This window comes from Streptomyces caniscabiei (assembly GCF_014930365.1).
In the GTDB taxonomy this organism is placed as follows: domain Bacteria; phylum Actinomycetota; class Actinomycetes; order Streptomycetales; family Streptomycetaceae; genus Streptomyces; species Streptomyces caniscabiei.
The window spans coordinates 208,375-227,507 of sequence record NZ_JABXWI010000005.1 but is presented as its reverse complement, the minus strand read 5'-3'; the positions used below and the strand labels follow the sequence as shown (position 1 = coordinate 227,507).

18 protein-coding genes are annotated in these 19,133 nt (G+C 72.1%); 6 read left to right on the top strand and 12 right to left on the bottom strand.

Features of this window, described 5'->3' with window-relative positions; genetic code table 11:
* The first annotated feature begins 3 nt into the window (after nt 1–3).
* The 5 genes from HW837_RS48265 (at nt 4) to pgi (ending at nt 4,837) form a co-directional block, all read left to right on the top strand.
* Nucleotides 4–1,215 carry a phosphoglycerate kinase gene (locus HW837_RS48265; RefSeq protein ID WP_193380825.1) on the top strand — a complete coding sequence of 404 codons (1,212 nt, stop codon included), beginning with the start codon at nt 4–6 and terminating at the stop codon, nt 1,213–1,215.
* Between the two features lie 6 nt (nt 1,216–1,221).
* Nucleotides 1,222–1,998 carry a triose-phosphate isomerase gene (tpiA, locus tag HW837_RS48260; RefSeq protein WP_045560945.1) on the top strand — a complete coding sequence of 259 codons (777 nt, stop codon included), beginning with the start codon at nt 1,222–1,224 and terminating at the stop codon, nt 1,996–1,998.
* A 101-nt stretch (nt 1,999–2,099) separates the two neighbouring features.
* Entirely contained in the window at nt 2,100–2,330 is a 231-nt protein-coding gene (gene secG / locus HW837_RS16110; protein WP_029181151.1) for a preprotein translocase subunit SecG, read from the top strand.
* A gap of 228 nt (nt 2,331–2,558) precedes the next feature.
* The gene (locus HW837_RS16105) at nt 2,559–2,894 is read left to right on the top strand and encodes an RNA polymerase-binding protein RbpA (RefSeq protein WP_003957010.1); all 336 of its coding nucleotides are present in this window, start codon (nt 2,559–2,561) and stop codon (nt 2,892–2,894) included.
* Between the two features lie 287 nt (nt 2,895–3,181).
* Nucleotides 3,182–4,837, top strand: coding sequence for a glucose-6-phosphate isomerase (gene pgi / locus HW837_RS16100; RefSeq protein ID WP_193380826.1), 1,656 nt, complete (start codon nt 3,182–3,184; stop codon nt 4,835–4,837).
* Nucleotides 4,838–4,916: 79 nt separating this feature from the next.
* Here the strand turns inward: pgi and fabG are convergent, their stop codons facing one another.
* The 12 genes from fabG to HW837_RS16040 form a co-directional block, all read right to left on the bottom strand.
* Complete coding sequence (fabG, locus tag HW837_RS16095) at nt 4,917–5,786, bottom strand: 3-oxoacyl-ACP reductase FabG (protein WP_234442709.1); 870 nt, start codon at nt 5,784–5,786, stop codon at nt 4,917–4,919.
* Nucleotides 5,783–7,459: an MFS transporter gene (locus HW837_RS16090; protein ID WP_234442708.1), complete on the bottom strand. Its 1,677-nt coding sequence runs from the start codon at nt 7,457–7,459 to the stop codon at nt 5,783–5,785. Before HW837_RS16090 ends, fabG begins: the two co-directional genes overlap by 4 nt.
* 136 nt (nt 7,460–7,595) lie before the next feature.
* Nucleotides 7,596–8,516: an NAD-dependent epimerase/dehydratase family protein gene (locus HW837_RS16085; protein WP_045560943.1), complete on the bottom strand. Its 921-nt coding sequence runs from the start codon at nt 8,514–8,516 to the stop codon at nt 7,596–7,598.
* Between the two features lie 3 nt (nt 8,517–8,519).
* Nucleotides 8,520–9,089 carry a hypothetical protein gene (locus HW837_RS16080; protein ID WP_045560942.1) on the bottom strand — a complete coding sequence of 190 codons (570 nt, stop codon included), beginning with the start codon at nt 9,087–9,089 and terminating at the stop codon, nt 8,520–8,522.
* Nucleotides 9,086–10,858 (bottom strand): class I adenylate-forming enzyme family protein, encoded by a 1,773-nt coding sequence (locus HW837_RS16075; RefSeq protein ID WP_193380827.1) that lies wholly within the window; start codon nt 10,856–10,858, stop codon nt 9,086–9,088. Before HW837_RS16075 ends, HW837_RS16080 begins: the two co-directional genes overlap by 4 nt.
* Nucleotides 10,845–11,741, bottom strand: coding sequence for a beta-ketoacyl synthase N-terminal-like domain-containing protein (locus HW837_RS16070; RefSeq protein WP_234442707.1), 897 nt, complete (start codon nt 11,739–11,741; stop codon nt 10,845–10,847). The genes HW837_RS16075 and HW837_RS16070 overlap by 14 nt, the downstream gene beginning before the upstream one ends.
* Entirely contained in the window at nt 11,738–13,009 is a 1,272-nt protein-coding gene (locus HW837_RS16065) for a beta-ketoacyl-[acyl-carrier-protein] synthase family protein (protein WP_193380828.1), read from the bottom strand. Before HW837_RS16065 ends, HW837_RS16070 begins: the two co-directional genes overlap by 4 nt.
* Complete coding sequence (locus HW837_RS16060) at nt 12,999–13,388, bottom strand: acyl carrier protein (protein WP_237270218.1); 390 nt, start codon at nt 13,386–13,388, stop codon at nt 12,999–13,001. The genes HW837_RS16065 and HW837_RS16060 overlap by 11 nt, the downstream gene beginning before the upstream one ends.
* The gene (locus tag HW837_RS16055; RefSeq protein WP_177261679.1) at nt 13,385–13,669 is read right to left on the bottom strand and encodes an acyl carrier protein; all 285 of its coding nucleotides are present in this window, start codon (nt 13,667–13,669) and stop codon (nt 13,385–13,387) included. Before HW837_RS16055 ends, HW837_RS16060 begins: the two co-directional genes overlap by 4 nt.
* A 76-nt stretch (nt 13,670–13,745) precedes the next feature.
* Nucleotides 13,746–15,161, bottom strand: coding sequence for a class I adenylate-forming enzyme family protein (locus tag HW837_RS16050; protein WP_045560939.1), 1,416 nt, complete (start codon nt 15,159–15,161; stop codon nt 13,746–13,748).
* Nucleotides 15,162–15,167: 6 nt separating this feature from the next.
* Nucleotides 15,168–16,370, bottom strand: coding sequence for a 3-dehydroquinate synthase II family protein (locus tag HW837_RS16045; protein ID WP_093788388.1), 1,203 nt, complete (start codon nt 16,368–16,370; stop codon nt 15,168–15,170).
* Complete coding sequence (locus HW837_RS16040) at nt 16,367–17,191, bottom strand: 2-amino-3,7-dideoxy-D-threo-hept-6-ulosonate synthase (RefSeq protein ID WP_177261680.1); 825 nt, start codon at nt 17,189–17,191, stop codon at nt 16,367–16,369. The genes HW837_RS16045 and HW837_RS16040 overlap by 4 nt, the downstream gene beginning before the upstream one ends.
* A gap of 452 nt (nt 17,192–17,643) precedes the next feature.
* Between HW837_RS16040 and HW837_RS16035 the strand changes: the two genes are divergently transcribed.
* Entirely contained in the window at nt 17,644–19,044 is a 1,401-nt protein-coding gene (locus tag HW837_RS16035) for an MFS transporter (protein WP_093788390.1), read from the top strand.
* Nucleotides 19,045–19,133: the final 89 nt, after the last annotated feature.

The window sequence follows — 19,133 nt, the reverse complement described above, 5'->3', positions numbered from 1 at the left end:
TCCATGAAGACGATCGACGAGCTCCTCGCCGAGCCAGTCGCCGGCCGGCGGGTCTTCGTCCGCGCCGACCTCAACGTGCCGCTCGACGGCACCACCATCACCGACGACGGCCGTATCCGCGCCGTCCTGCCCACCGTGAAGGCGCTGGCCGAGGCGGGCGCGCGCGTCGTCGTCGCCTCCCACCTGGGCCGCCCCAAGGGCGCCCCGGACCCGGCCTTCTCGCTCGCCCCGGCCGCTGCCCGCCTCGGTGAACTCCTCGGCACCGACGTGGCGTTCGCGACGGACACGGTCGGCGAGTCCGCCGCCGCCACGGTCGCGGGCCTGACCGACGGCCAGGTCGCCGTCGTCGAGAACCTGCGCTTCAACGCCGGCGAGACGAGCAAGGACGACGCCGAGCGCGGCGCCTTCGCCGACCGGCTGGCCGCCCTCGCGGACGTCTACGTGGGCGACGGCTTCGGCGCGGTGCACCGCAAGCACGCCTCGGTCTTCGACCTCCCGGCCCGCCTGCCGCACTACGCCGGGTACCTCATCGCCACCGAGGTCGGCGTCCTCAGGAAGCTCACCGACGACGTCCAGCGGCCCTACGTGGTCGCGCTCGGCGGCGCCAAGGTCTCCGACAAGCTCGCCGTCATCGACCAGCTGCTCGGCAAGGCCGACCGCATCCTCATCGGCGGCGGCATGGCGTACACCTTCCTCAAGGCCAAGGGGTACGAGGTCGGCGGCTCCCTTCTCCAGGAGGACCAGCTCGGCGCGGTCACCGAGTACCTGGAGCGCGCGGAGCGCACCGGCGTCGAGATCGTCCTGCCCGTGGACGCCGTCGTCGCCCCCGCCTTCCCGGACCTGAAGAGCAAGGCCCCGGCCGACGCCACCGCCGTCGCCGCTGACGCCATGCCCACCGGGCAGATGGGCCTGGACATCGGTCCGGAGTCCGCCACGCTGTACGCCTCGAAGATCGCCGACGCCGCCACCGTCTTCTGGAACGGCCCCATGGGCGTCTTCGAGCACCCCGAGTTCGCCGAGGGCACCAAGGCGGTCGCCCAGGCACTCCTCGATTCCAAGGCCTTCACGGTTGTCGGCGGCGGCGACTCCGCAGCCGCCGTACGGATCCTGGGCTTCGACGAGAACGCATTCGGCCACATCTCTACCGGTGGCGGCGCCTCCCTCGAATACCTCGAGGGCAAGACGCTCCCCGGCCTCGCCGCACTGGAGGACTGACCCTCAATGAGCACGCGTACGCCCCTGATGGCGGGCAACTGGAAGATGAACCTCAACCACCTCGAGGCCATCGCCCACGTCCAGAAGCTCGCCTTCGCCCTCGCCGACAAGGACTACGAGGCCTGTGAGGTCGCGGTCCTGCCGCCCTTCACCGACCTGCGCTCGGTCCAGACCCTGGTCGACGGCGACAAGCTCAAGATCAAGTACGGCGCCCAGGACCTCTCGGCGCACGACTCCGGTGCCTACACCGGCGAGATCTCCGGCCCGATGCTGGCCAAGCTCAAGTGCACCTTCGTGGCGATCGGCCACTCCGAGCGCCGCCAGTACCACGACGAGACCGACGAGATCGTCAACGCCAAGGTCAAGGCCGCCTACAAGCACGGCCTCACCCCCATCCTCTGCGTCGGCGAGGAGCTGGAGGTCCGCGAGGCGGGCAACCACGTCTCCCACACCCTCGCCCAGGTCGAGGGCGGCCTCAAGGACGTCCCCGCCGAGCACGCCGAGACCGTCGTCATCGCCTACGAGCCCGTCTGGGCCATCGGCACCGGCAAGGTCTGCGGCGCCGAGGACGCCCAGGAGGTGTGCGCGGCCATCCGCGGCAAGCTCACCGAGCTGTACGGTCAGGAGCTGGCCGACCAGGTCCGCATCCAGTACGGCGGCTCCGTCAAGGCCGGCAACGTCGCCGAGATCATGGCCCAGGCCGACATCGACGGCGCCCTCGTCGGCGGTGCCTCGCTGGACGCCGACGAGTTCGTCAAGATCGTGCGCTTCCGCGACCAGTGAGTAGGCCCTAGCGGCGTAACGTCGTACTCTTGCGGGGACCGGCCGACGCGGCCGGTCCCCGCAGTCCATCAGAATCCGAGGAAGTTGGTCCAGCCGTGGTTATGGGGTTCTCGATCGCCCTGATCGTCTTCAGCCTGCTGATGATGCTGCTGGTGCTGATGCACAAGGGCAAGGGCGGCGGCCTCTCCGACATGTTCGGTGGCGGTATGCAGTCCTCCGTCGGCGGCTCCTCGGTCGCCGAGCGCAACCTCGACCGGATCACCGTCGTGGTCGGTCTGCTGTGGTTCGCGTGCATTGTCGTACTCGGCATCCTGATGAAGGTCAACAACTGACCCTCAGGCCGACACCGGCGAACAACGCGTCACGGACGCACCATTCCGCACGTAAAGCCCCATGCCGGGTACGCGACTTCGAGCGCGGCCTATCATGGGGCTTGCGTCTGTGGGCGGGATGTAACTCCAATCACTGGACGCGCGTTGGGCCTTACGTAGACTGAGGCGCTCGCAGCGAAGCGAAACGCCGACTCGCTTCGCCGCACCATCACGCAGGGAGTTACGACCGTGGCAAGTGGCAACGCGATCCGAGGAAGCCGGGTCGGGGCGGGGCCGATGGGCGAAGCCGAGCGCGGCGAGTCCGCACCCCGGCTGCGCATCTCCTTCTGGTGCTCCAACGGACACGAGACCCAGCCGAGTTTCGCCAGCGACGCTCAGGTCCCCGACACCTGGGACTGCCCGCGCTGCGGCTTCCCGGCCGGACAGGACCGGGACAACCCGCCGGACCCACCGCGCACCGAGCCCTACAAGACGCACCTCGCCTACGTCCGCGAGCGGCGCAGCGACGCGGACGGCGAGGCGATCCTCGCCGAGGCGCTCGCCAAACTGCGGGGCGAGATCTGACGAACGACACCGGCCGGGTACCCAGGGTGCCCGGCCGGAGCTGTTCGGGGGCGTGCGCCGTCCCCATGCCCTGAACAGGGCGACCGGCGTGCCGCCGAGCTGCTCGCCGCCTTCTTCATGCCGTTCCTCGCCCGCGCTGACACCGGCGCTCCGGGCGGACGTATCTGTTGTCGTGTCGGACGACCCCGGGACGACGGCTCGTGTTCCGTCGTGATCAATTAGGTTGGAACGGCAGCGGGGCAAGGTACGCAGGCAGGACCAGGTAGGAAAGAAGGCTGAAGTCCGAGATGAACGCAGAAAGCCGTACCAGGCTCAACCAGACGCCGGAGTGGACCGCGCTGGCCGAGCACCGGGAGCAGCAGGGCGACGTCCGGCTGCGCGAGTTGTTCGCGGCCGACCCGGGGCGCGGCACCGGGTACACGCTGGAGGTCGGCGATCTGCACGTCGACTACTCCAAGCATCTGGTCACCGACGAGACACTGCGGCTGCTGCGCGAGCTGGCCGCCGCCACCGACGTGTTCGGGCTGCGGGACGCCATGTTCCGCGGTGAGAAGATCAACACCACCGAGGACCGTGCCGTCCTGCACACCGCGCTGCGCGCCCCGCGCGACGCGGTGATCGAGGTCGACGGCGAGAACGTGGTGCCCGGTGTGCACGCCGTGCTCGACAGGATGGCCGGCTTCGCCGAGCGGATCCGCTCCGGCGAGTGGACCGGCCACACGGGCCGGCGCATCAAGAACGTCGTCAACATCGGCATCGGCGGCTCCGACCTCGGCCCGGCGATGGCGTACGAGGTGCTGCGCTCCTACACCGACCGCGATCTGACCGTCCGTTTCGTGTCCAACGTGGACGGCGCCGATCTGCACGAGGCGGTCCGGGACCTGGACGCGGCGGAGACGCTGTTCATCATCGCCTCCAAGACGTTCACCACCATCGAGACGATCACCAACGCGACCTCCGCGCGCGACTGGCTGCTCACCGAGCTGAAGGCCGGCTCCGAGGCCGTCGCCAAGCACTTCGTGGCGCTGTCGACGAATGCCGAGAAGGTGTCGGACTTCGGCATCGACACGGCCAACATGTTCGAGTTCTGGGACTGGGTCGGCGGTCGGTACTCCTACGACTCGGCGATCGGGCTGTCCCTGATGATCGCGATCGGGCCCGACCGCTTCCGCGAGATGCTCGACGGGTTCCACATCGTCGACGAGCACTTCCGCACGGCACCGGCCGAGTCCAATGTGCCGCTGCTGCTGGGCCTGTTGGGGATCTGGTACGGCAACTTCCACGACGCCCAGTCGCACGCGGTGCTGCCCTACAGCCACTACCTGTCCAAGTTCACCGCCTACCTCCAGCAGCTGGACATGGAGTCCAACGGCAAGTACGTGGGCCGGGACGGGGTGCCCGTGGACTGGCAGACCGGGCCGGTGGTCTGGGGCACGCCCGGGACCAACGGACAGCACGCGTACTACCAGCTGATCCACCAGGGCACGAAGCTGATCCCGGCGGACTTCATCGGCTTCGCCGAGCCGGTCGCCGAGCTCAGCGACACGCTCAAGGCCCAGCACGACCTGCTGATGGCCAACTTCTTCGCCCAGACCCAGGCGCTGGCCTTCGGCAAGACGCCGGACGAGGTGCGGGCGGAGGGCGTGCCGGAGGAGCTGGTGCCGCACAAGACGTTCCAGGGGAACCACCCGACGACCACGATCCTGGCGAAGGAGCTGACCCCGTCGGTCCTCGGCCAGCTGATCGCGCTGTACGAGCACAAGGTGTTCGTCCAGGGAGCCGTCTGGAACATCGACTCCTTCGACCAGTGGGGTGTCGAGCTGGGCAAGGTCCTCGCCAAGCGCGTCGAGCCGGCGCTCACGGAAGGCGCCGACGTGCCGGGCCTGGACGAGTCCACGAAGGCACTGGTCGCCAAGTACCGGACGCTGCGCGGGCGGAGCTAGCCCCGACGGGGCCCGTGCGACGGGTGGGGAAACGAACGGCCGCGCGACGTCCGCTTCCCCACCCGGTCCAGGGGTGCCCTCAGTGGCCCAGTCCGGCGCCCCCGTCGACCGGGATCACGGCGCCGCGTACATAGCCCGCGCCGACCAGGAAGGCCACCGCGTCGGCGACCTCCTCCGGGGTGCCCGGGCGGCCGGCGGGGGTGGTGCTCAGCAGTGCGCGGCGCTGTTCCGGGGTGAGGGCGCGGCTCATGTCCGTCTCCGTGAGCCCGGGGGCGACGACGTTGCAGGTGATGTCGCGGGCACCGAGCTCCTGGGTCAGGGAACGGGCGAAGCCGACGAGGCCGGCCTTCGCCGCCGCGTAGTTGGTCTGGCCGGGGGAGCCGTGCAGGGCCGCCGTGGAGGAGAGCAGGACGATCCGGCCGTGGCCCGCCCGCAGCATGCCGCGCACCGCGCGCCGCGCGACGCGGAAGGCGCCGGTGAGGTTGGTGTCGACGACGGAGGTGAAGTCCTCCTCCGACATGCGCACCAGCAGCCGGTCCCGGGCGGCGCCCGCGTTGGCGACCAGGACACTGACCGGGCCGTGGGCGGTCTCGGCCTCCTTGAATGCCTGGTCGACCTGGGCGCTGTCCGTCACATCGCACCGCACGGCGAGGAAGCCCTCGGAGGCGGGGGGTGCCTCGCTCCGGTAGGTCACGGTGACGCGGTCTCCGGACGCCGCGAACCGGCGGGCTATGGCCAGTCCGATGCCTCTGTTCCCTCCGGTGACGAGGACCGAGCGGCCTGAGGGTGCCGAGGGATCAGCGGTCGGGACATTCGCGGGGGCGGTCGCCGTGGCATCCGCGGGGGCGGTCGCCTGGACGGCCGTCGTGGCAGCCGCCGAGGCGGTCGTCGTGGCCGGGGGCGCCGGGGCCGTGGCGGGAGCCGCCTCCGCGCTCGTCGGCTGGGTCATCGTGCGTTTCCTCTCGGTGCCGGGTCCGACGGCTGGGCGGGCTCCTGCGGTGGTGTGCGGTCCTGGGGTCGTGTGGAGGGTGCCTCCGGCCGGGTGCGGTCCCGGGACCCGGCGGGTTCCCGGTCCTCGGGGGCCGAGCGGTCGCGCAGGCCTGTCACCGCGACCGCGCAGCCGATGAGGGCGAGGGCGGCGACGGAGAGCGTGGCGGCGTACATGGCGTCGAGGAAGGCGCGGTCGGCCGCGGTCGCCAGGCCGGGCAGGTTCAGCGAGTCGGCCAGGGCGCGGGCGGCCTCGGCGGAGGTGCGGGCCTGTTCCCCGGCGGAGGGGGACAAGCCCTGTGCGGGGCCGGGCAGTTCGGCGTCGGCCATCCGGTCCCGGTAGACGGCCGAGAGGATCGACCCGGCCATGGCCACCCCGAGTGTGCCGCCGACCTGCCGGGTGACACTGTTGACGGCGGAACCGGCGCCCGCGAGCTGCGGCGGCACCCCGCGCATCATCACGGCCGTGACCGGCGTCCCGACCAGGCCCATGCCGAAGCCCTGGATCCACAGCAGCGCGGCGACCACCCACAGCGGGGTCCCCCCGTCGAGCCAGGCGTACGCGACGTAGGTGGCGGCGGTGGCGAGGACGCCGGCCGCGACGGTCCAGCGGGCCGACAGCCGACGGCTCAGCGCCGGAGACGCCTGGCTGCCGAGGACGATGCCGATCGCGGCGGCGATCATGACGGTTCCGGCGTCGGCGGGGGAGAGGCCCCGGGGCCCCTGGAGATAGAAGGCCGCGTAGAACAGGTGACCGGCCAGCGCCATGAAGGCGATCAGCAGCACCACGCTGCCGGCCGTGAAGCCGGGCTGCCGGAAGAGCCGCAGATCCAGACTGGGCGCACTGGACCTGCGCTGACCTGCGACGAAGACGACCAGCACGACACCGCCCAGCACCAGGGGCAGCAGCACGTGCGGCCCGTACCAGGCGCTGCCGCCGCCGAGTTCGATGATGCCGTAGACCACCCCGCCCAGGCCGAGCACCGACAGAAGGAGGCCGGGCAGGTCGAGCACCCGGCGTCGGGAGCCGCCGAGGTCGGGGACGAAGGCCAGGACCGCCGGCAGACACAGCGCCACGATCGGCACGTTGACCAGGAACACCGAGCCCCACCAGAAGTGGCTGAGCAGCGCCCCGCCCGCGACCGGGCCGATGGCCACGCCGAGACCGCTCGACGAGCTCCAGATCGCGATCGCCCGGGTGCGTTTCTCCTCCGGGGTGCTCTGCACGATGACCGTCAGCGTGGCCGGCATCAACAGGCCGGCGCCCGCGCCCATGAAGACACGGGCCACGATCAGCCACTCCGGGCTGTCCACGAACGCGCCCGCACCGGAGGCCACGCCGATCAGCGCGAGCCCGGCGACGAGCGTGTTCCGGGGCCCGAAGCGGTCGGCGAGCGCGCCGCCCGCGAAGAGGGTGCCGGCGACGACCAGGGTGTAGGCGCTCGCCACCCACTCCAGTTCGCCGGGGGTGGCGCCCAGGCCCTCGACCGGGTCGGCGAGCGTGGTGACGGCGACGTTGAGGATCGAGGTGTCCAGCCAGATCAGCATCTGCGCGCAGACCACGACGAGGAGGACGAGCCGACCGCGGGCCGGGCCGGCCGAGGAGTTCCCAGCCGTCAGGCTCGTGGCGGTCATCGGGTGCCTCCGTCTCTCCCACGGTCGCGTCCGGTCGTGCGGCGGCCGGTCATGGCGCGGCGGTCGGTCACGGCGCGGCGGCCGGTCACCGGGGTGCGCGCGCTCCCGCCGACGGCGAGGGCGACATCGGCGCGCGTCACTCCTGGCCCAGCCCGTCGCGCCAGCTCGGTCTGGTCGGCTTCCAGCCCAGGGCCGTACGGGCCCGGTCGTTGGCGGCGCCGTGCGCCGAGGTGAGCTGGTGGCTCATGAACCAGCCGAGGAGCCGGGGCGCGAGGGCCGCCGGGACCGTGCGCGGGGAGGGCGCGGCGAGCATCCGGGCGAAGTGCGGCAGCCACTGCGCGGCGGGCGCCGGATCGTCGTCCGTCACATGGAACACCCCGCCCGCGTCGGACTCGACGGCGGTCACGGCCGCTCCCACCGCGTCCTCGACGTGCAGGAACGATATGATCCCGGCCCCGCTGCCCGGCAGCGGCAGCCGGCCGGCCTGCACGGACAGCGCGGTCGCGCCGGTACGGGCGTACGCCGTGCGGGGGCCGTACAGCGTGCCGTAGCGCAGCACCACGCCTTCCATGCCGCTGCCCGTCACCTGCCGTTCCAGCTCGGCGACGGCCCGTACGGTCGAGGCCCAGCCGGGGTCGGGGGCGTCGACGTACAGCGGCGCGTCCTCGTCGAGGACCGGGGCGCCGGCCGGGGCGGCGGCGAAGGCGATGGACTGGGCGACCAGCCGGCGTGTGCCGGCCGCGCGGGCCGCCTCGATCAGATGGGCCGTGCCCTCGACGCGCAGGCGCGCGGTGCGGGCGAAGGCCTCCGGCGGGTCGTCCCGCAGCAGCCGCAGGGCGGACATCTGGTGGACGACCACCTCGGGCCGGGCGGCGGACACCGCCGACAGCACGGCCTCGCGGTCCAGGGCGTCGGCGACCACCACCTCGTCCGCCTCCGGGGCCCGGGCGCGCGACCCCTGCCGCACCAGGACGCCGACGTGGTGGCCCCGTGCTCGCAACGCGCCCACCAGCGGATGTCCGACCACGCCGGTGGCTCCGGCGACGAGTACGCGCATGGCTCAGCCCTCCGATCCGGGGACGACGGCGGCGGGTGCGGCGGCCGGGGCGGCCCGTATGAGGAGGCGGCACGCCTTGTCGCCGTCGCGCAGACAGGTCTCGGCCCGGTTCTCCGTGAGCGTCACACCGAGGCCCTCGGACCAGCCGGCGTGGACGGCGGTGCACGGGCAGCGGTAGCCCTCCAGCGAACCGGCCATCCGGACCATGGTGATCGCGAAGTTCCGCCGGAGGGTGAGGACGATCAGGTCGTCGTCCTCGACCTCGGTGGAGGCGTTGCGCAGCTCCGGCGGGAACATCCGGTCGCCGCAGTCGTCGTACCGGCGGCGCAGCTCCTCCAGGTCCTTGCGGCCGTCGCCGGTGTCGGGCAGGGGCCCGTGCAGCCGGGCGACCCGCTGTCCGACGTGCAGGGCGACCTTCCCCATCGCCTCCGCGTTGATCTCGTTCGCGACCTCCTGCCCGAACCGGGCGGCCACCCCCTGGTACCAGTTGGCGTCGTGCTGCCACCACAGCCGGTACGCCTCCCCGGCCCGGGCGCGGTGGTTGACGCCCTCGGCGTCGGTGTGCGTGCTCATGCGTGCTGCTCCTCGGCGGCGACCCCGGCGGCCGTGTCGGCGGCGAACCGGTCGCGCATCACTCGTTTGAGAACCTTGCCGGTGGCACCCTTGGCCACGTCACCGGCCTCCATCCGCAGGGCCCGGGTCACCGGCGGGAACCCGGCGGCCGTCAGCACCGTGTTGACCCGCCCGGTCCACTCCTCGTCGACCGCAGTCCCGGTCCGCTGCCCGTCGTCCCGCGGCCCGTTCCGCTCCTCGCCGGCTCCGCCCGCGTCGGCGAGCTGGAGCAGGGCGTACGCCTCCGCCTCGCCGTCGCCGTCCCAGTCCGCGCGTACGCCGTCGGGGGCGACCCCGACCACCGTGCAGTCGCTGAGTTCCGGCAGCGCGGCCAGGAGTAGTTCCTCGGTGCGGGTGCTGAAGACGATGCCCGCCGGGGTGCGGATGGCGTCCGGGGCCCGGTCGAGGTGGTAGAAGTTGCCCTCCTCGTCCTGGTGGGCAAGGTCGCCGGTGAGCCAGTAGCCGCCGAGCCGCATCCGGTTCCAGGTCAGCGAGTCGTTCCAGTAACCGGGCGTCAGCGTGGGCGACTTGAGGCCCAGCCGGCCGATCTGCCCGGGCGGCAGTTGGGTGCCGTCCTCGGCGAGCACGGCGGCCTCGGCGAAGCTGATCGGCTTGCCGACACAGCGGGAGTAGGCGGAGGTGTCCTTGGTGTGCCGGTTGTGGAAGACCGAGTAGCCGGCCTCCGAGGAACCGAGCCCGTCCACGAAGACCGATCCCTCGACCCGGACACGGCTGAGGTCGCGCCGGATCTCGATGCGGCTCCCGTGCTGGACGAGCGCCCGGATGTGAGCCTCGTGCGCCGCGTCCCCCGTGTTGAACCACACCTGCACGCTGGACAGATCGCGCGCCGTCAGATCCTCCGCCGCCATCTCGCCGAAGGTCCCGGCGAAGGCCAGCACGGTGGTCGGCCGGAACGCCTCGATCGCGTCCAGCACATCCGTGCCGCGCTGACTGGAGAGCAGCTTGAGGTCGGTGCGCAGCAGCAGGCAGTACAGCAGGGTCGCCACCATCGCGTTGTGCGCGCCCGGCAGCCCCACCAGCGTGCGCTCCATGTCGGCGCCGGTCGAGAACCGCAGCCGGTGCAGCTGGGCGTACATCAGCGTCCGATGGGTGTGCGGCACCCCTTTCGGCAGACCGGTCGTCCCGGAGGAGTGGGAGATGAGCACCGGGTCGGTGGGGTCGTGCCGGTAGGGGTACGACGGCGGAAGCGACGCGCGGTGCTCGGGGCGGACGTCGGGGGCGGTCAGCCGGAAACGGAGCCCGAGACCGTGCCCTCCGGAACCGTCTCCTCCCCCCGCCGCGTCCTCGGCCAGCACCTCGCGGTGTGCCTCGTCCGTGAAGGCGCCCACCGCGCCCTGGCGGCGGACGTACTCCCGCGCGATCTCCGGCGAGAGGTTGCCGTTGACGAACGACGGCACGGCCCCGATCGACGTCAGCGCCAGGAAGTTCACGGCGAACTCGGCGGCGCAGGAGGAGTGGATGGCCACCGGGTCGCGGGGACGCACCCCGTGGGCCGCGTACCAGCCCGCGTAGGCCTCGACCACCTCGTACAACTGCCCGAGTGTCAGCACGTCGGGTCGGCTGCCGTCCGGTGCGCGCCAGGTGCCGTCGGTGTGCAACACCGGTTCGTCGAGGGGGCGTTCGTAGGCGGCCAGGCGTCGCAGGACGTTGCCGGCGCCGAGTTCCGTGTCGGAGCAGATCCGCGCCCGCTCCTGCCTACTGATGAGCATGGCTCTCCGTCTCGTCTCGTTCCGTGTCCCGCGGCAGCCGCCGGTGCGCGTCGGCCAGGTCGAACAGGCCCTGCACGCTGCCGGCGTGCGGAGCCGCCGCCGAGCGCGCCCCGGCGAACGTCTCCGTCGGACCGATGGTCATGGGGGCGCCGGACCCGGAGTCCGCGCCGGAGTCAGGGCGGCCGAGCAGGACGGCCGCCGCCAGGGCGGCGGACGCGGGCAGGTCCGGGACCGGGCGGCCGTCCTCGGCGGACAGCTCCCGGTGCACGGCGGCCCACCGCTCGCCGCCGCCCAGTTCCACGCCCACCACCAGCACCTGGTCCAGCTCCGGGTCCTCCAGGAGGAGGTCGGCCATGTCCAGCAGTTCGGTCACCGGGTCGTCGAACGTCGACACGCTGAACATCTGGCCGGTGATCCCGAACTCGCGGCTGAGGTGCCCCAGCACGGAGTTGGGGGTGGCCTGCATGAACAGCAGCGGATTGTGGACCCGGCCCGAGACCACGCGCCGGCTCGCCAGATCGGCCGTGGTGGTGTCGCCCATCAGGCTCGCGAGCGCGACGGCCGTACGGGAGTGGTCCGCCGGCCGCTCGGTCAGACACCGCGCGGCGACCTCGTACACCAGCGGGCTGAACGCCGACTCCACGAACCCCGGCAGGCGCGGCAGCGGAATGTCGCCGTCCCGCCCGGTGCCGTGGGTCGCGGTGGCGGCGGCCAGCACCACGAGCGGCGAACGCGGTACCGCCCCTGAGCCGGTCGGCGCCGCCCCCTTGCCGGGCGGCCCGGCCTCGCTGGGGCCGGCCGACGGGGATGCGCCCGCGTCCGCCGCCGGGGGCTCGTCCCCCCTCGTCGATGTGGGTTTCGTGCCCCTGTCCGTCGTCGTCACGGTCGCTCCAGGACGAGTGCGGTGTTGGCGCCCCCGAAGGCGGCGTTGATGGTGAGGGCCCGGCGGAGGTCGGTCTGCCGGGGCCGGTTCGGCACGTAGTCCAGGTCGCACTCCGGGTCCGCCCGCGTGAAGTTGGCGGTCGGCGGCAGCACGCCCTCCGTCAGGGCCAGCATCGTGATCACGAACTCCACGATTCCGGCGGCCTCCAGGAGATGGCCCGTGGTGCTCTTGGTGGAGCTGACCGGGATCGACTCGGCCCGCTCGCGCAGCGCGGCACGCAGTCCCCGGGTCTCGGCGCCGTCGTTGTACTTGGTGCCGGTGCCGTGGGCGTTGACATAGCCGAGGCCCGATCCGTCGGGGTCCCCGGCCAGCCGCAGCGCCTGCCGGGTCGCGCGGGCCAGGCCGACGCCGTCCGGATGCGGCTGCGCGATGTGGTGGGCGTCGGTTGCCGCGCCCCACCCGACGACACCCGCCAGCGGCCGGGCCCCGCGCCGCCGCGCGTGCTCGGCGGACTCCAGCACGACCGCCGCGACCCCGTCGCCGAGCAGCAGGCCGGTCCGGTCGGCGCTGAACGGCCGTACCACGCCGTCACGCGACAGCGCCCGCCCCGAGTCGAACTTCCCGAAGGTCTCCTCCTCCACGAGGTAGCCACCGGCGCACACCGCGACCTCGGTCCGCCCGGAGGAGATCAGCCGGCAGGCGTGGATGATCGCGGCGGCGGAGGCCACACAGGCGTTGGTGAAGGTGAGCCGGGGCCCGGTCAGCCCGAGGCCTCGGGCCAGCGACTCGGCGAGATGCGCGGGGACGGCGTCGGCCGGCGTGGCCGCCCCCGCCGTCCCCGCCGCTCCCGCCGTCCCCGCCGTCATGACCGATCCCGTCACCCCGGGAACCCCGGGAGCCCCGTCGCCGGGACCGCCGTGCCCGGCGTCGGCCCCCGGCGCGGCCGCCTCCCGCCAGTACCGCGTGATGCTCGTGCAGTCGCCCGCGATGCCCAGCAGAACCGCCGCCTCGGTGCCCGTGGGCAGCCCCGCCATGTCGAGGGCCTCCGCCCCGCAGTGCGCGAGGGCGGGACGCAGGGCCCAGTGCTCCACCGCGTCGGGGCCGTCGGGGGCGGCGCCGGCCATCGGGGTGCGGTACGGGCCGGTGTCGAACCGGGTGGTGGGGGCGAAGGAGGGGACACCGGCGAAGACACCGCGCCGCAGGACGTCCGAGCCCACCCCGAACGCCGTCCGCACGCCGAACCCGGTCACCGTCACCTCACCGGTCACCGCGCTCACCCCCGTCCGGCGCACCCGGGCCGCCCGGCGCACCCGGTGTCCCGGCCGCATCCGCTGTCGCGGCCACTTCCGACGTTTCGGCCGTGCCCAGGAACTCCGTGAGGCGCCGGAGCGAGGTCAGGCCCGCGATGTCCTCGTCATCGGGCTCCACGACCAGGCCGTACCGCTCCTCCACCACATGCAGCAGCCACACCAACCCCAGGGAGTCCAGGACCAGTTCGGCGTCCTCGTCGAGGTCGTCCGGGACACCGGGGAAGATCTTGCGGTCGGACAGCAGCTCCCGGACGAGCCCGGTGGTGAGGACGGCCGGCGCGGCGCCGGCCGGCACGACGGCTCCCGTGACGGGCGGCGGGGAGGTCTCCGCCCTCATGCCTTCGCCCCGCGCCCGACGACCTCGGCGACGAGCCCGCCGAGGGTCAGCGAGGCCAGCGGCTCGATGTCGGTGTCCGGGATCTCCACGCCGAACCGCGATTCCAGCCGCAACGTCAGCTCGATCAGACTCAGGGAGTCCAGCTCCAGGCCGCCGACGGTCACCGGGCTCTCGTCGGTGATGCCGTCACGGCTCAGCAGGATGTTCATCTCGTCGATGACCGTGGTCAGGACGAACTCGCGGATCTCGTTGTCCAGGGTGGACGTGCTCATGATCGCCATCTCCAGAGGGGAATGTCGTGAGAGGGTCGTGCGAAACGTCGTATGCGGGCAGCTCGCGGAAGGCTGGGACGCGCCGTCACGCGCCGCCCGCCGCCGCCTGGAGCGTCGCCGCCCGACGGACCAGCTTCCCGTTCGACGTGCGGGGCAGGGTCTCCAGCAGCCGGATCACCCGGGGCAGCTTGTAGTCGGCCAGCCGCTCCCGGCACCAGCGCAGCAGCTCCTCCGCCGACGGGGTCTCGGCCCCGGCGGCGACGGCCACGTACGCCTCGGTGACGTCCTCGTGGACCAGGACCGCCTGTTCTACGGCCGGGTGCGCGCGCAGCACGTGCTCGACCTCGGTGAGGTCGACCTTGAGGCCGCCGATGACGACGAGGGAGTCGGCACGGCCGCCCACGGTGACCGTTCCGTCGGCGTCGACCACGGCCCGGTCCCGGGTGTGCAGCCAGCCGTCGGTGTACTGGGTGCCGCCGGAGTCGAAGAGGTACGGCGACTCGGCGAGCGCGACGTCCAGTTCGCCCTTGTGCTCCCGGACCACCACACCCGGGGCGGGCCGGCCGACGGACGGCCGGAGCGTGCCGCCGACGTCGACGGCGACGATGCCGGTCTCGGTGGTGCCGTACGCCTCGCCGACCGTGACGCCGTACCGTTCGGCGAATCGCGCGGCGACCTCGGGGGGCATCAGCTCGCCTCCCGAGACGGCCGTCCGCAGTGCGGGCAGCGCGGGGGGATCGAGGGCGGCCGCGAGCAGCTCGTAGTGCATCGGCACCCCGAAGAGGGTGGTGATCCGGTGGTCGAGGGAGGTCCGCAGGATGTCGCGGGCCGATACCCGGGGCGCGAAGACGACGGAGACCCCGGCCGCCAGCGCGTGCAGCAGCCCGCCGATCAGCCCGAAGCTGTGCGCGGTGGAGCTGAGCAGCAGCAGCCGGTCACCCTCGACCGGCATCCCGGGGACCGCCGCGAACGACTCGATCTCGGCGGCGATGGAGGAGGCGGTCCGGCCGATCACCTTCGGGCGCCCGGTCGACCCCGAGCTGAACTGGACCAGCCGGTGGCCGCCGTCGGCCGCCCGCCCCGCCCTGCGGCACTCGGTGGCGACCTCGTACTCGGAGCGGAAACCGAACGCGGCCCGGACGTTGGCGCCGGCCCGGACCATGAACTGCGGCCGGCAGACCGCGCACAGGGCGTCGACCTCGGCGGGCTTCAGCCGGAAGTCGAAGAGCATCACCTGCGCGCCCAGCCGCCACAGCGCGAGCAGCACCTCGACCTGCGTGAAACTGGGCGGCGTCCGCAGCCCCACCGTGCTGCCGGGCCCGATGTCGTAACCGGCGAACACGGCGGCCTGCTTGGCCACCCGCTCCCGTAACTCCCCGCGCGTGACGGTCTCCCGCTGGTGTGTGAGGTAGGGCAGACCGTCGTCCCGCGCGTCGAACAGCCGTTGGACCAGGACGCCCATCCCGTCCTCGCCGGCCGCGGCCGCCACGAGTTCGCCCATGGGGCCTCAGACCTCCTTGCAGAACTCGCCGATGGGCAGGCCCACATGGCGCTTGTCCTGGGCCAGATAGCCGAGCAGCTCGTCGCCGGTCCGCAGTTCGGTGACGTTGAGGACCTTCCCGCCCGGCCCGAGGACCCGTACGTGCCAGTCGTCCTGCACGGTCAGGCTCACCAGCCGTCCGTCCTCCGCGTGGGTGCGGATCTCCAGCAGCGGCCGGGACTCCAGCTTGGCCCGTCCGACCACCACGCGCCGGGTGCGGCCGTCGGCGCCGACCGCCAGCAGGGCGCTGCCGGATCCGACCTCGCTGAGGTAGTTGGTGCGGTTGTCGGGGCCCAGCGTGTACGAGTGCAGGGCACCGGCGTTGACCCGGAACGGCCGGGTCGGCATGTACGGCAGCGGATGGGTCTCGCTGCAGCAGAGCACGAAACCGGAGGAGTACGAGCCGACGAGGATGCCCTCGTCCTCCTCGAAGTGCGAGCAGGTGTCCACACAGACCCGGTCGCCGAGTCCGACGTGCCGGATGCTCTCGACGGTGAGCGTGGACAGCTCCAGCTGAGGGGTGGTCGCCTCCAGCAGCCGGGCCAGGGCGAACACGTCGTCCGCGCTCCGGGGGGTGAACAGGATGCCGTCGGAACCCCGTTCGAGCACGTCGAAGACGATGGCCGCCTCCTCCAGGTCCCCGACGACGGTCACCAGCTTCCCCTCGGCCGACTCGGCCGCCGCGAGCACGATCTCCAGCGGGATCTTCGTCGGATCGGCGAAGTGGATCACCGTGTACGGCAGTGCCATCGCGCCCACGCAGGACAGCTGGAGCGTGCGGTCGTCCCGTACGTCCACGAAGCCGGCGACCGGCGCGCCGGTGGCGGCCCGGTTCTCCGCGGCGAGGGCGTCCAGCTCGTCCTGGGTGGCGAACCTCCGCAGCAGGAGGTCGAAGCCGGCGCCGGCCGGGGCCTTGCCCTCGGGTTTGGCCTCCGGTTTGGCGTCGGCCGCCGCCCTGGCCTCCTTGTCGCCCTTGTCGGCGGACTTCTTCGGGGGAGCGGCGGCCGGTGCCGCGCCGGCCAGCACCCGGGTCACCGTCGGCGGCAGCGTACCCAGCAGCTCGGCGTCGGCGGAGACGACCCCGGCCATCCGGGCGTGGACGGCCGCGTCCACCACCGCCTGGAGCTGCGGACGGGGGACTTCACGGAGATCGATCCACGCGAACCTCATGCGACACCTGCCACGATCGTCGAGTAAGCGGATGGGTTGGACATGCTCATGTCATCAGTGAACTCGCCGCTGTGCACCACGGCGGCGAGCCGGGAGACCAGGGCGGCGGGGGAGGGCGAGGAGAAGATCCGGCGGCCGACGGCCAGTCCGTGGCAGCCGGAGGCCATCACGGCGGTGCCGTAGTCGATGAGATCGGAGCCGTCGGGCGGGCCCCCGGCCGCGAGGACGGGGATGGGGCTGTGGGCCACCACCTCGGCCATCCGGGCGAGCGGCAGGGCCACGGAGGTCTTCACCATGTCGGCGCCGAGGTCGGCGGCGACGTTCACGATGTGCGCGAGGAGCGCGGGATCGTGCGGGTTCTCGATCCGGGGGCCCCTCGGGTAGACCATCGCGATCAGCGGCATGCCCCAGGTGTCGCAGGACCGGGCCACCGCGCCCAGGTCGGCGAGCTGGCGCCCCTCGGTGTCCGAGCCGATGTTCACATGGACGCTGACCGCGTCGGCGCCGAGGGCCACCGCCTCCTCGACGTCGCCGACCAGTACCTTGGCGTCGACATCGGCGGAACAGGCCGTGCTGGCGCTCAGGTGCACCACCAGCGCGCAGTTCCGCAGGAGGGCCGGGTCGAGCGTGCGGGCCCGCCCCTTGTGGACGATGATCCCGTCGGCGCCGCCGGCCACCAGCGCCTTCAACAGCTCTTCCCACTGACCCGGAGGAGCGACCGGACCGTCCGAAACACTGTGGTCGAGCGGTATCAGCAAATGGCGGTCGTCGCCGGTCAGGGAAAGTCTTCTCCAACGTAATGGCTTGCCACTTTTCAGCATGGGAAAAGAGCCTTCCGTCCATGTCCGAAAAACGATGGTCGTAGAACTTTCAAGTTCAGCCGGACGTCAGCATTCCGTGCGTGATCGGCAGTTGGCAAGGCGTGACCGAGAGCAAATTTTTATGCAGTGGAGCACATGATTATTGATAGCGACTTGACAGGAACTCCAGGGTTGACGGGGTCCGGGAGTCGTGTTCATGGCATACTCTACCGATCTGTCCGCACGCATAGCGAGATCACATGCTTTACCTGTCGTTGTCTCGTGTAATCGGCACGTATTCTTCGTCGAAAACATTCGACGGACCCGTGCGGGCGCTCTTTTCCGAGGTTTCCTTGTGGGACTCGAATTTCCCGGCCTAGGGTGACAGCCGCACTCCGGTTCGTGTTTCATGCGTGGCCGTCCCCCTCTGGTCCCGGACCATTCGTGTCCGGGCGTACCGGAAGTGAGCCCCCATGCCCGAATCCCCGTCCAGGACCGTCGCCGAGGCCGCGGAGCCCAGATCCGTCCCGTTACCGGTCTCCCCGCCGGCCGGGTCGAGCAAGGCCTCCAAGGTCGCCGCCGCGAGCCTCATCGGCACGACCATCGAGTACTACGACTTCGCCGTCTACGGCACGGCCTCCGCGCTCGTCCTCGGCCCCGCGTTCTTCCCCTCAGGCAACCCGACCGTCTCCTCCCTCGCCGCGTTCCTCACCTTCGCCGCGGCCTTCCTCTCCCGCCCGCTCGGCGTCGTGCTCTTCGGCACGATCGGCGACCGGCTGGGCCGGCGGCGCGCACTCGTCGCCTCCCTGCTGCTCATGGGTCTCGCGACGGTCGGCGTCGGCCTGCTCCCGACGTACGAGACCGCCGGACTCCTCGCCCCCGTCCTCCTGGTGACCCTCCGTCTGCTGCAGGGCGTCAGCATGGGCGGCGAGTGGGGCGGCGCGGTCCTGCTGGCCGCCGAGCACGCCCCGCCCGGCCGCAGGGCGCTGTACGCCGCCGTCCCGAACGTCGGCCCCTCCCTCGGGTTCCTGCTCTCCACCGCCGTCATCCTCCCGACCCTGAACATCGTGGGCCGTGACGGCTTCACCGACTGGGCCTGGCGCGTGCCGTTCCTGCTCAGCGCGGTGCTCGTGATGGTCGGGCTGTGGGTGCGGACGACGGTGTCGGAGTCACCGGTCTTCCAGGACCGGCCCGCGGCCAAGACGTCCGGGACCACCCCGAAGTCCTCGGCGTCCGCGGTGTCTTCGGCGGACTCGGTGTCGCGCTTCCCGCTCGGCACGCTCGTCGCGCGGTACCCCGGCCGGCTGCTGCTCGGCACCGGCGCGGCGATCGGCGGGTCCGCCGTCTACTACCTGACGATCGTCTACAGCCTGTCCTACGGGCCGAAGGCGCTCGGTATCCCCCAGAACACGATGCTCACCGCGGCGAGTGTGGGGGCGGCGGCCGGGATCGCGATCACCCTGCCCGTCGCACGGCTGGCCGACCGGGTCGGACGGCGTCCGCTGATGCTGGCGGGCGCGGCCGGGTGCGTGGTGTGGGCGGTGCCGATGTACGGGTCGCTCGGTACGGGCAACGGGTTCGTCATCACCGGCGCGTACACGGTGGGTCTCATGCTGCTCGCCCTGATGTTCTCGCCGGTGGCGGCGTTCCTGGCGGAGCTGTTCCCGGCGAGGCTGCGCTACACCGGGGCGTCGGCGGCGTTCATCCTGGCCAACACGCTCGGGGGTGGATTCGCTCCGCTCGTGGCGACGTGGCTGAACAGCCAGTGGTCGTCGCCGTTGGTGCTGGGGTTCTATACGGGTGGGTTGTGCCTGGTCAGCCTGGTGTGCCTGTGGGCCCTGCCGGAAACCAGGGAGGACGACTTCACCGCCTGAGCGAAGGGGCTGCGCCCCCTCGACCCCCAACCGCGGGCCCGGTGGGGCTTCTCGCGCAGTTCCCCGCGCCCCTGAAGGGGCGCGGGGAA

Coding starts and splice junctions, on each gene's coding strand:
- HW837_RS48265 (WP_193380825.1), top strand. CDS start 4: ATGAAGACGATCGACGAGCTCCTCGCCGAGCCAGTCGCCGGCCGGCGG.
- tpiA (WP_045560945.1), top strand. CDS start 1,222: ATGAGCACGCGTACGCCCCTGATGGCGGGCAACTGGAAGATGAACCTC.
- secG (WP_029181151.1), top strand. CDS start 2,100: ATGGGGTTCTCGATCGCCCTGATCGTCTTCAGCCTGCTGATGATGCTG.
- pgi (WP_193380826.1), top strand. CDS start 3,182: ATGAACGCAGAAAGCCGTACCAGGCTCAACCAGACGCCGGAGTGGACC.
- fabG (WP_234442709.1), bottom strand. CDS start 5,786: ATGACCCAGCCGACGAGCGCGGAGGCGGCTCCCGCCACGGCCCCGGCG.
- HW837_RS16090 (WP_234442708.1), bottom strand. CDS start 7,459: ATGACCGCCACGAGCCTGACGGCTGGGAACTCCTCGGCCGGCCCGGCC.
- HW837_RS16085 (WP_045560943.1), bottom strand. CDS start 8,516: ATGCGCGTACTCGTCGCCGGAGCCACCGGCGTGGTCGGACATCCGCTG.
- HW837_RS16080 (WP_045560942.1), bottom strand. CDS start 9,089: ATGAGCACGCACACCGACGCCGAGGGCGTCAACCACCGCGCCCGGGCC.
- HW837_RS16075 (WP_193380827.1), bottom strand. CDS start 10,858: ATGCTCATCAGTAGGCAGGAGCGGGCGCGGATCTGCTCCGACACGGAA.
- HW837_RS16060 (WP_237270218.1), bottom strand. CDS start 13,388: ATGAGGGCGGAGACCTCCCCGCCGCCCGTCACGGGAGCCGTCGTGCCG.
- HW837_RS16055 (WP_177261679.1), bottom strand. CDS start 13,669: ATGGCGATCATGAGCACGTCCACCCTGGACAACGAGATCCGCGAGTTC.
- HW837_RS16050 (WP_045560939.1), bottom strand. CDS start 15,161: ATGGGCGAACTCGTGGCGGCCGCGGCCGGCGAGGACGGGATGGGCGTC.
- HW837_RS16045 (WP_093788388.1), bottom strand. CDS start 16,370: ATGAGGTTCGCGTGGATCGATCTCCGTGAAGTCCCCCGTCCGCAGCTC.
- HW837_RS16040 (WP_177261680.1), bottom strand. CDS start 17,191: ATGCTGAAAAGTGGCAAGCCATTACGTTGGAGAAGACTTTCCCTGACC.
- HW837_RS16035 (WP_093788390.1), top strand. CDS start 17,644: ATGCCCGAATCCCCGTCCAGGACCGTCGCCGAGGCCGCGGAGCCCAGA.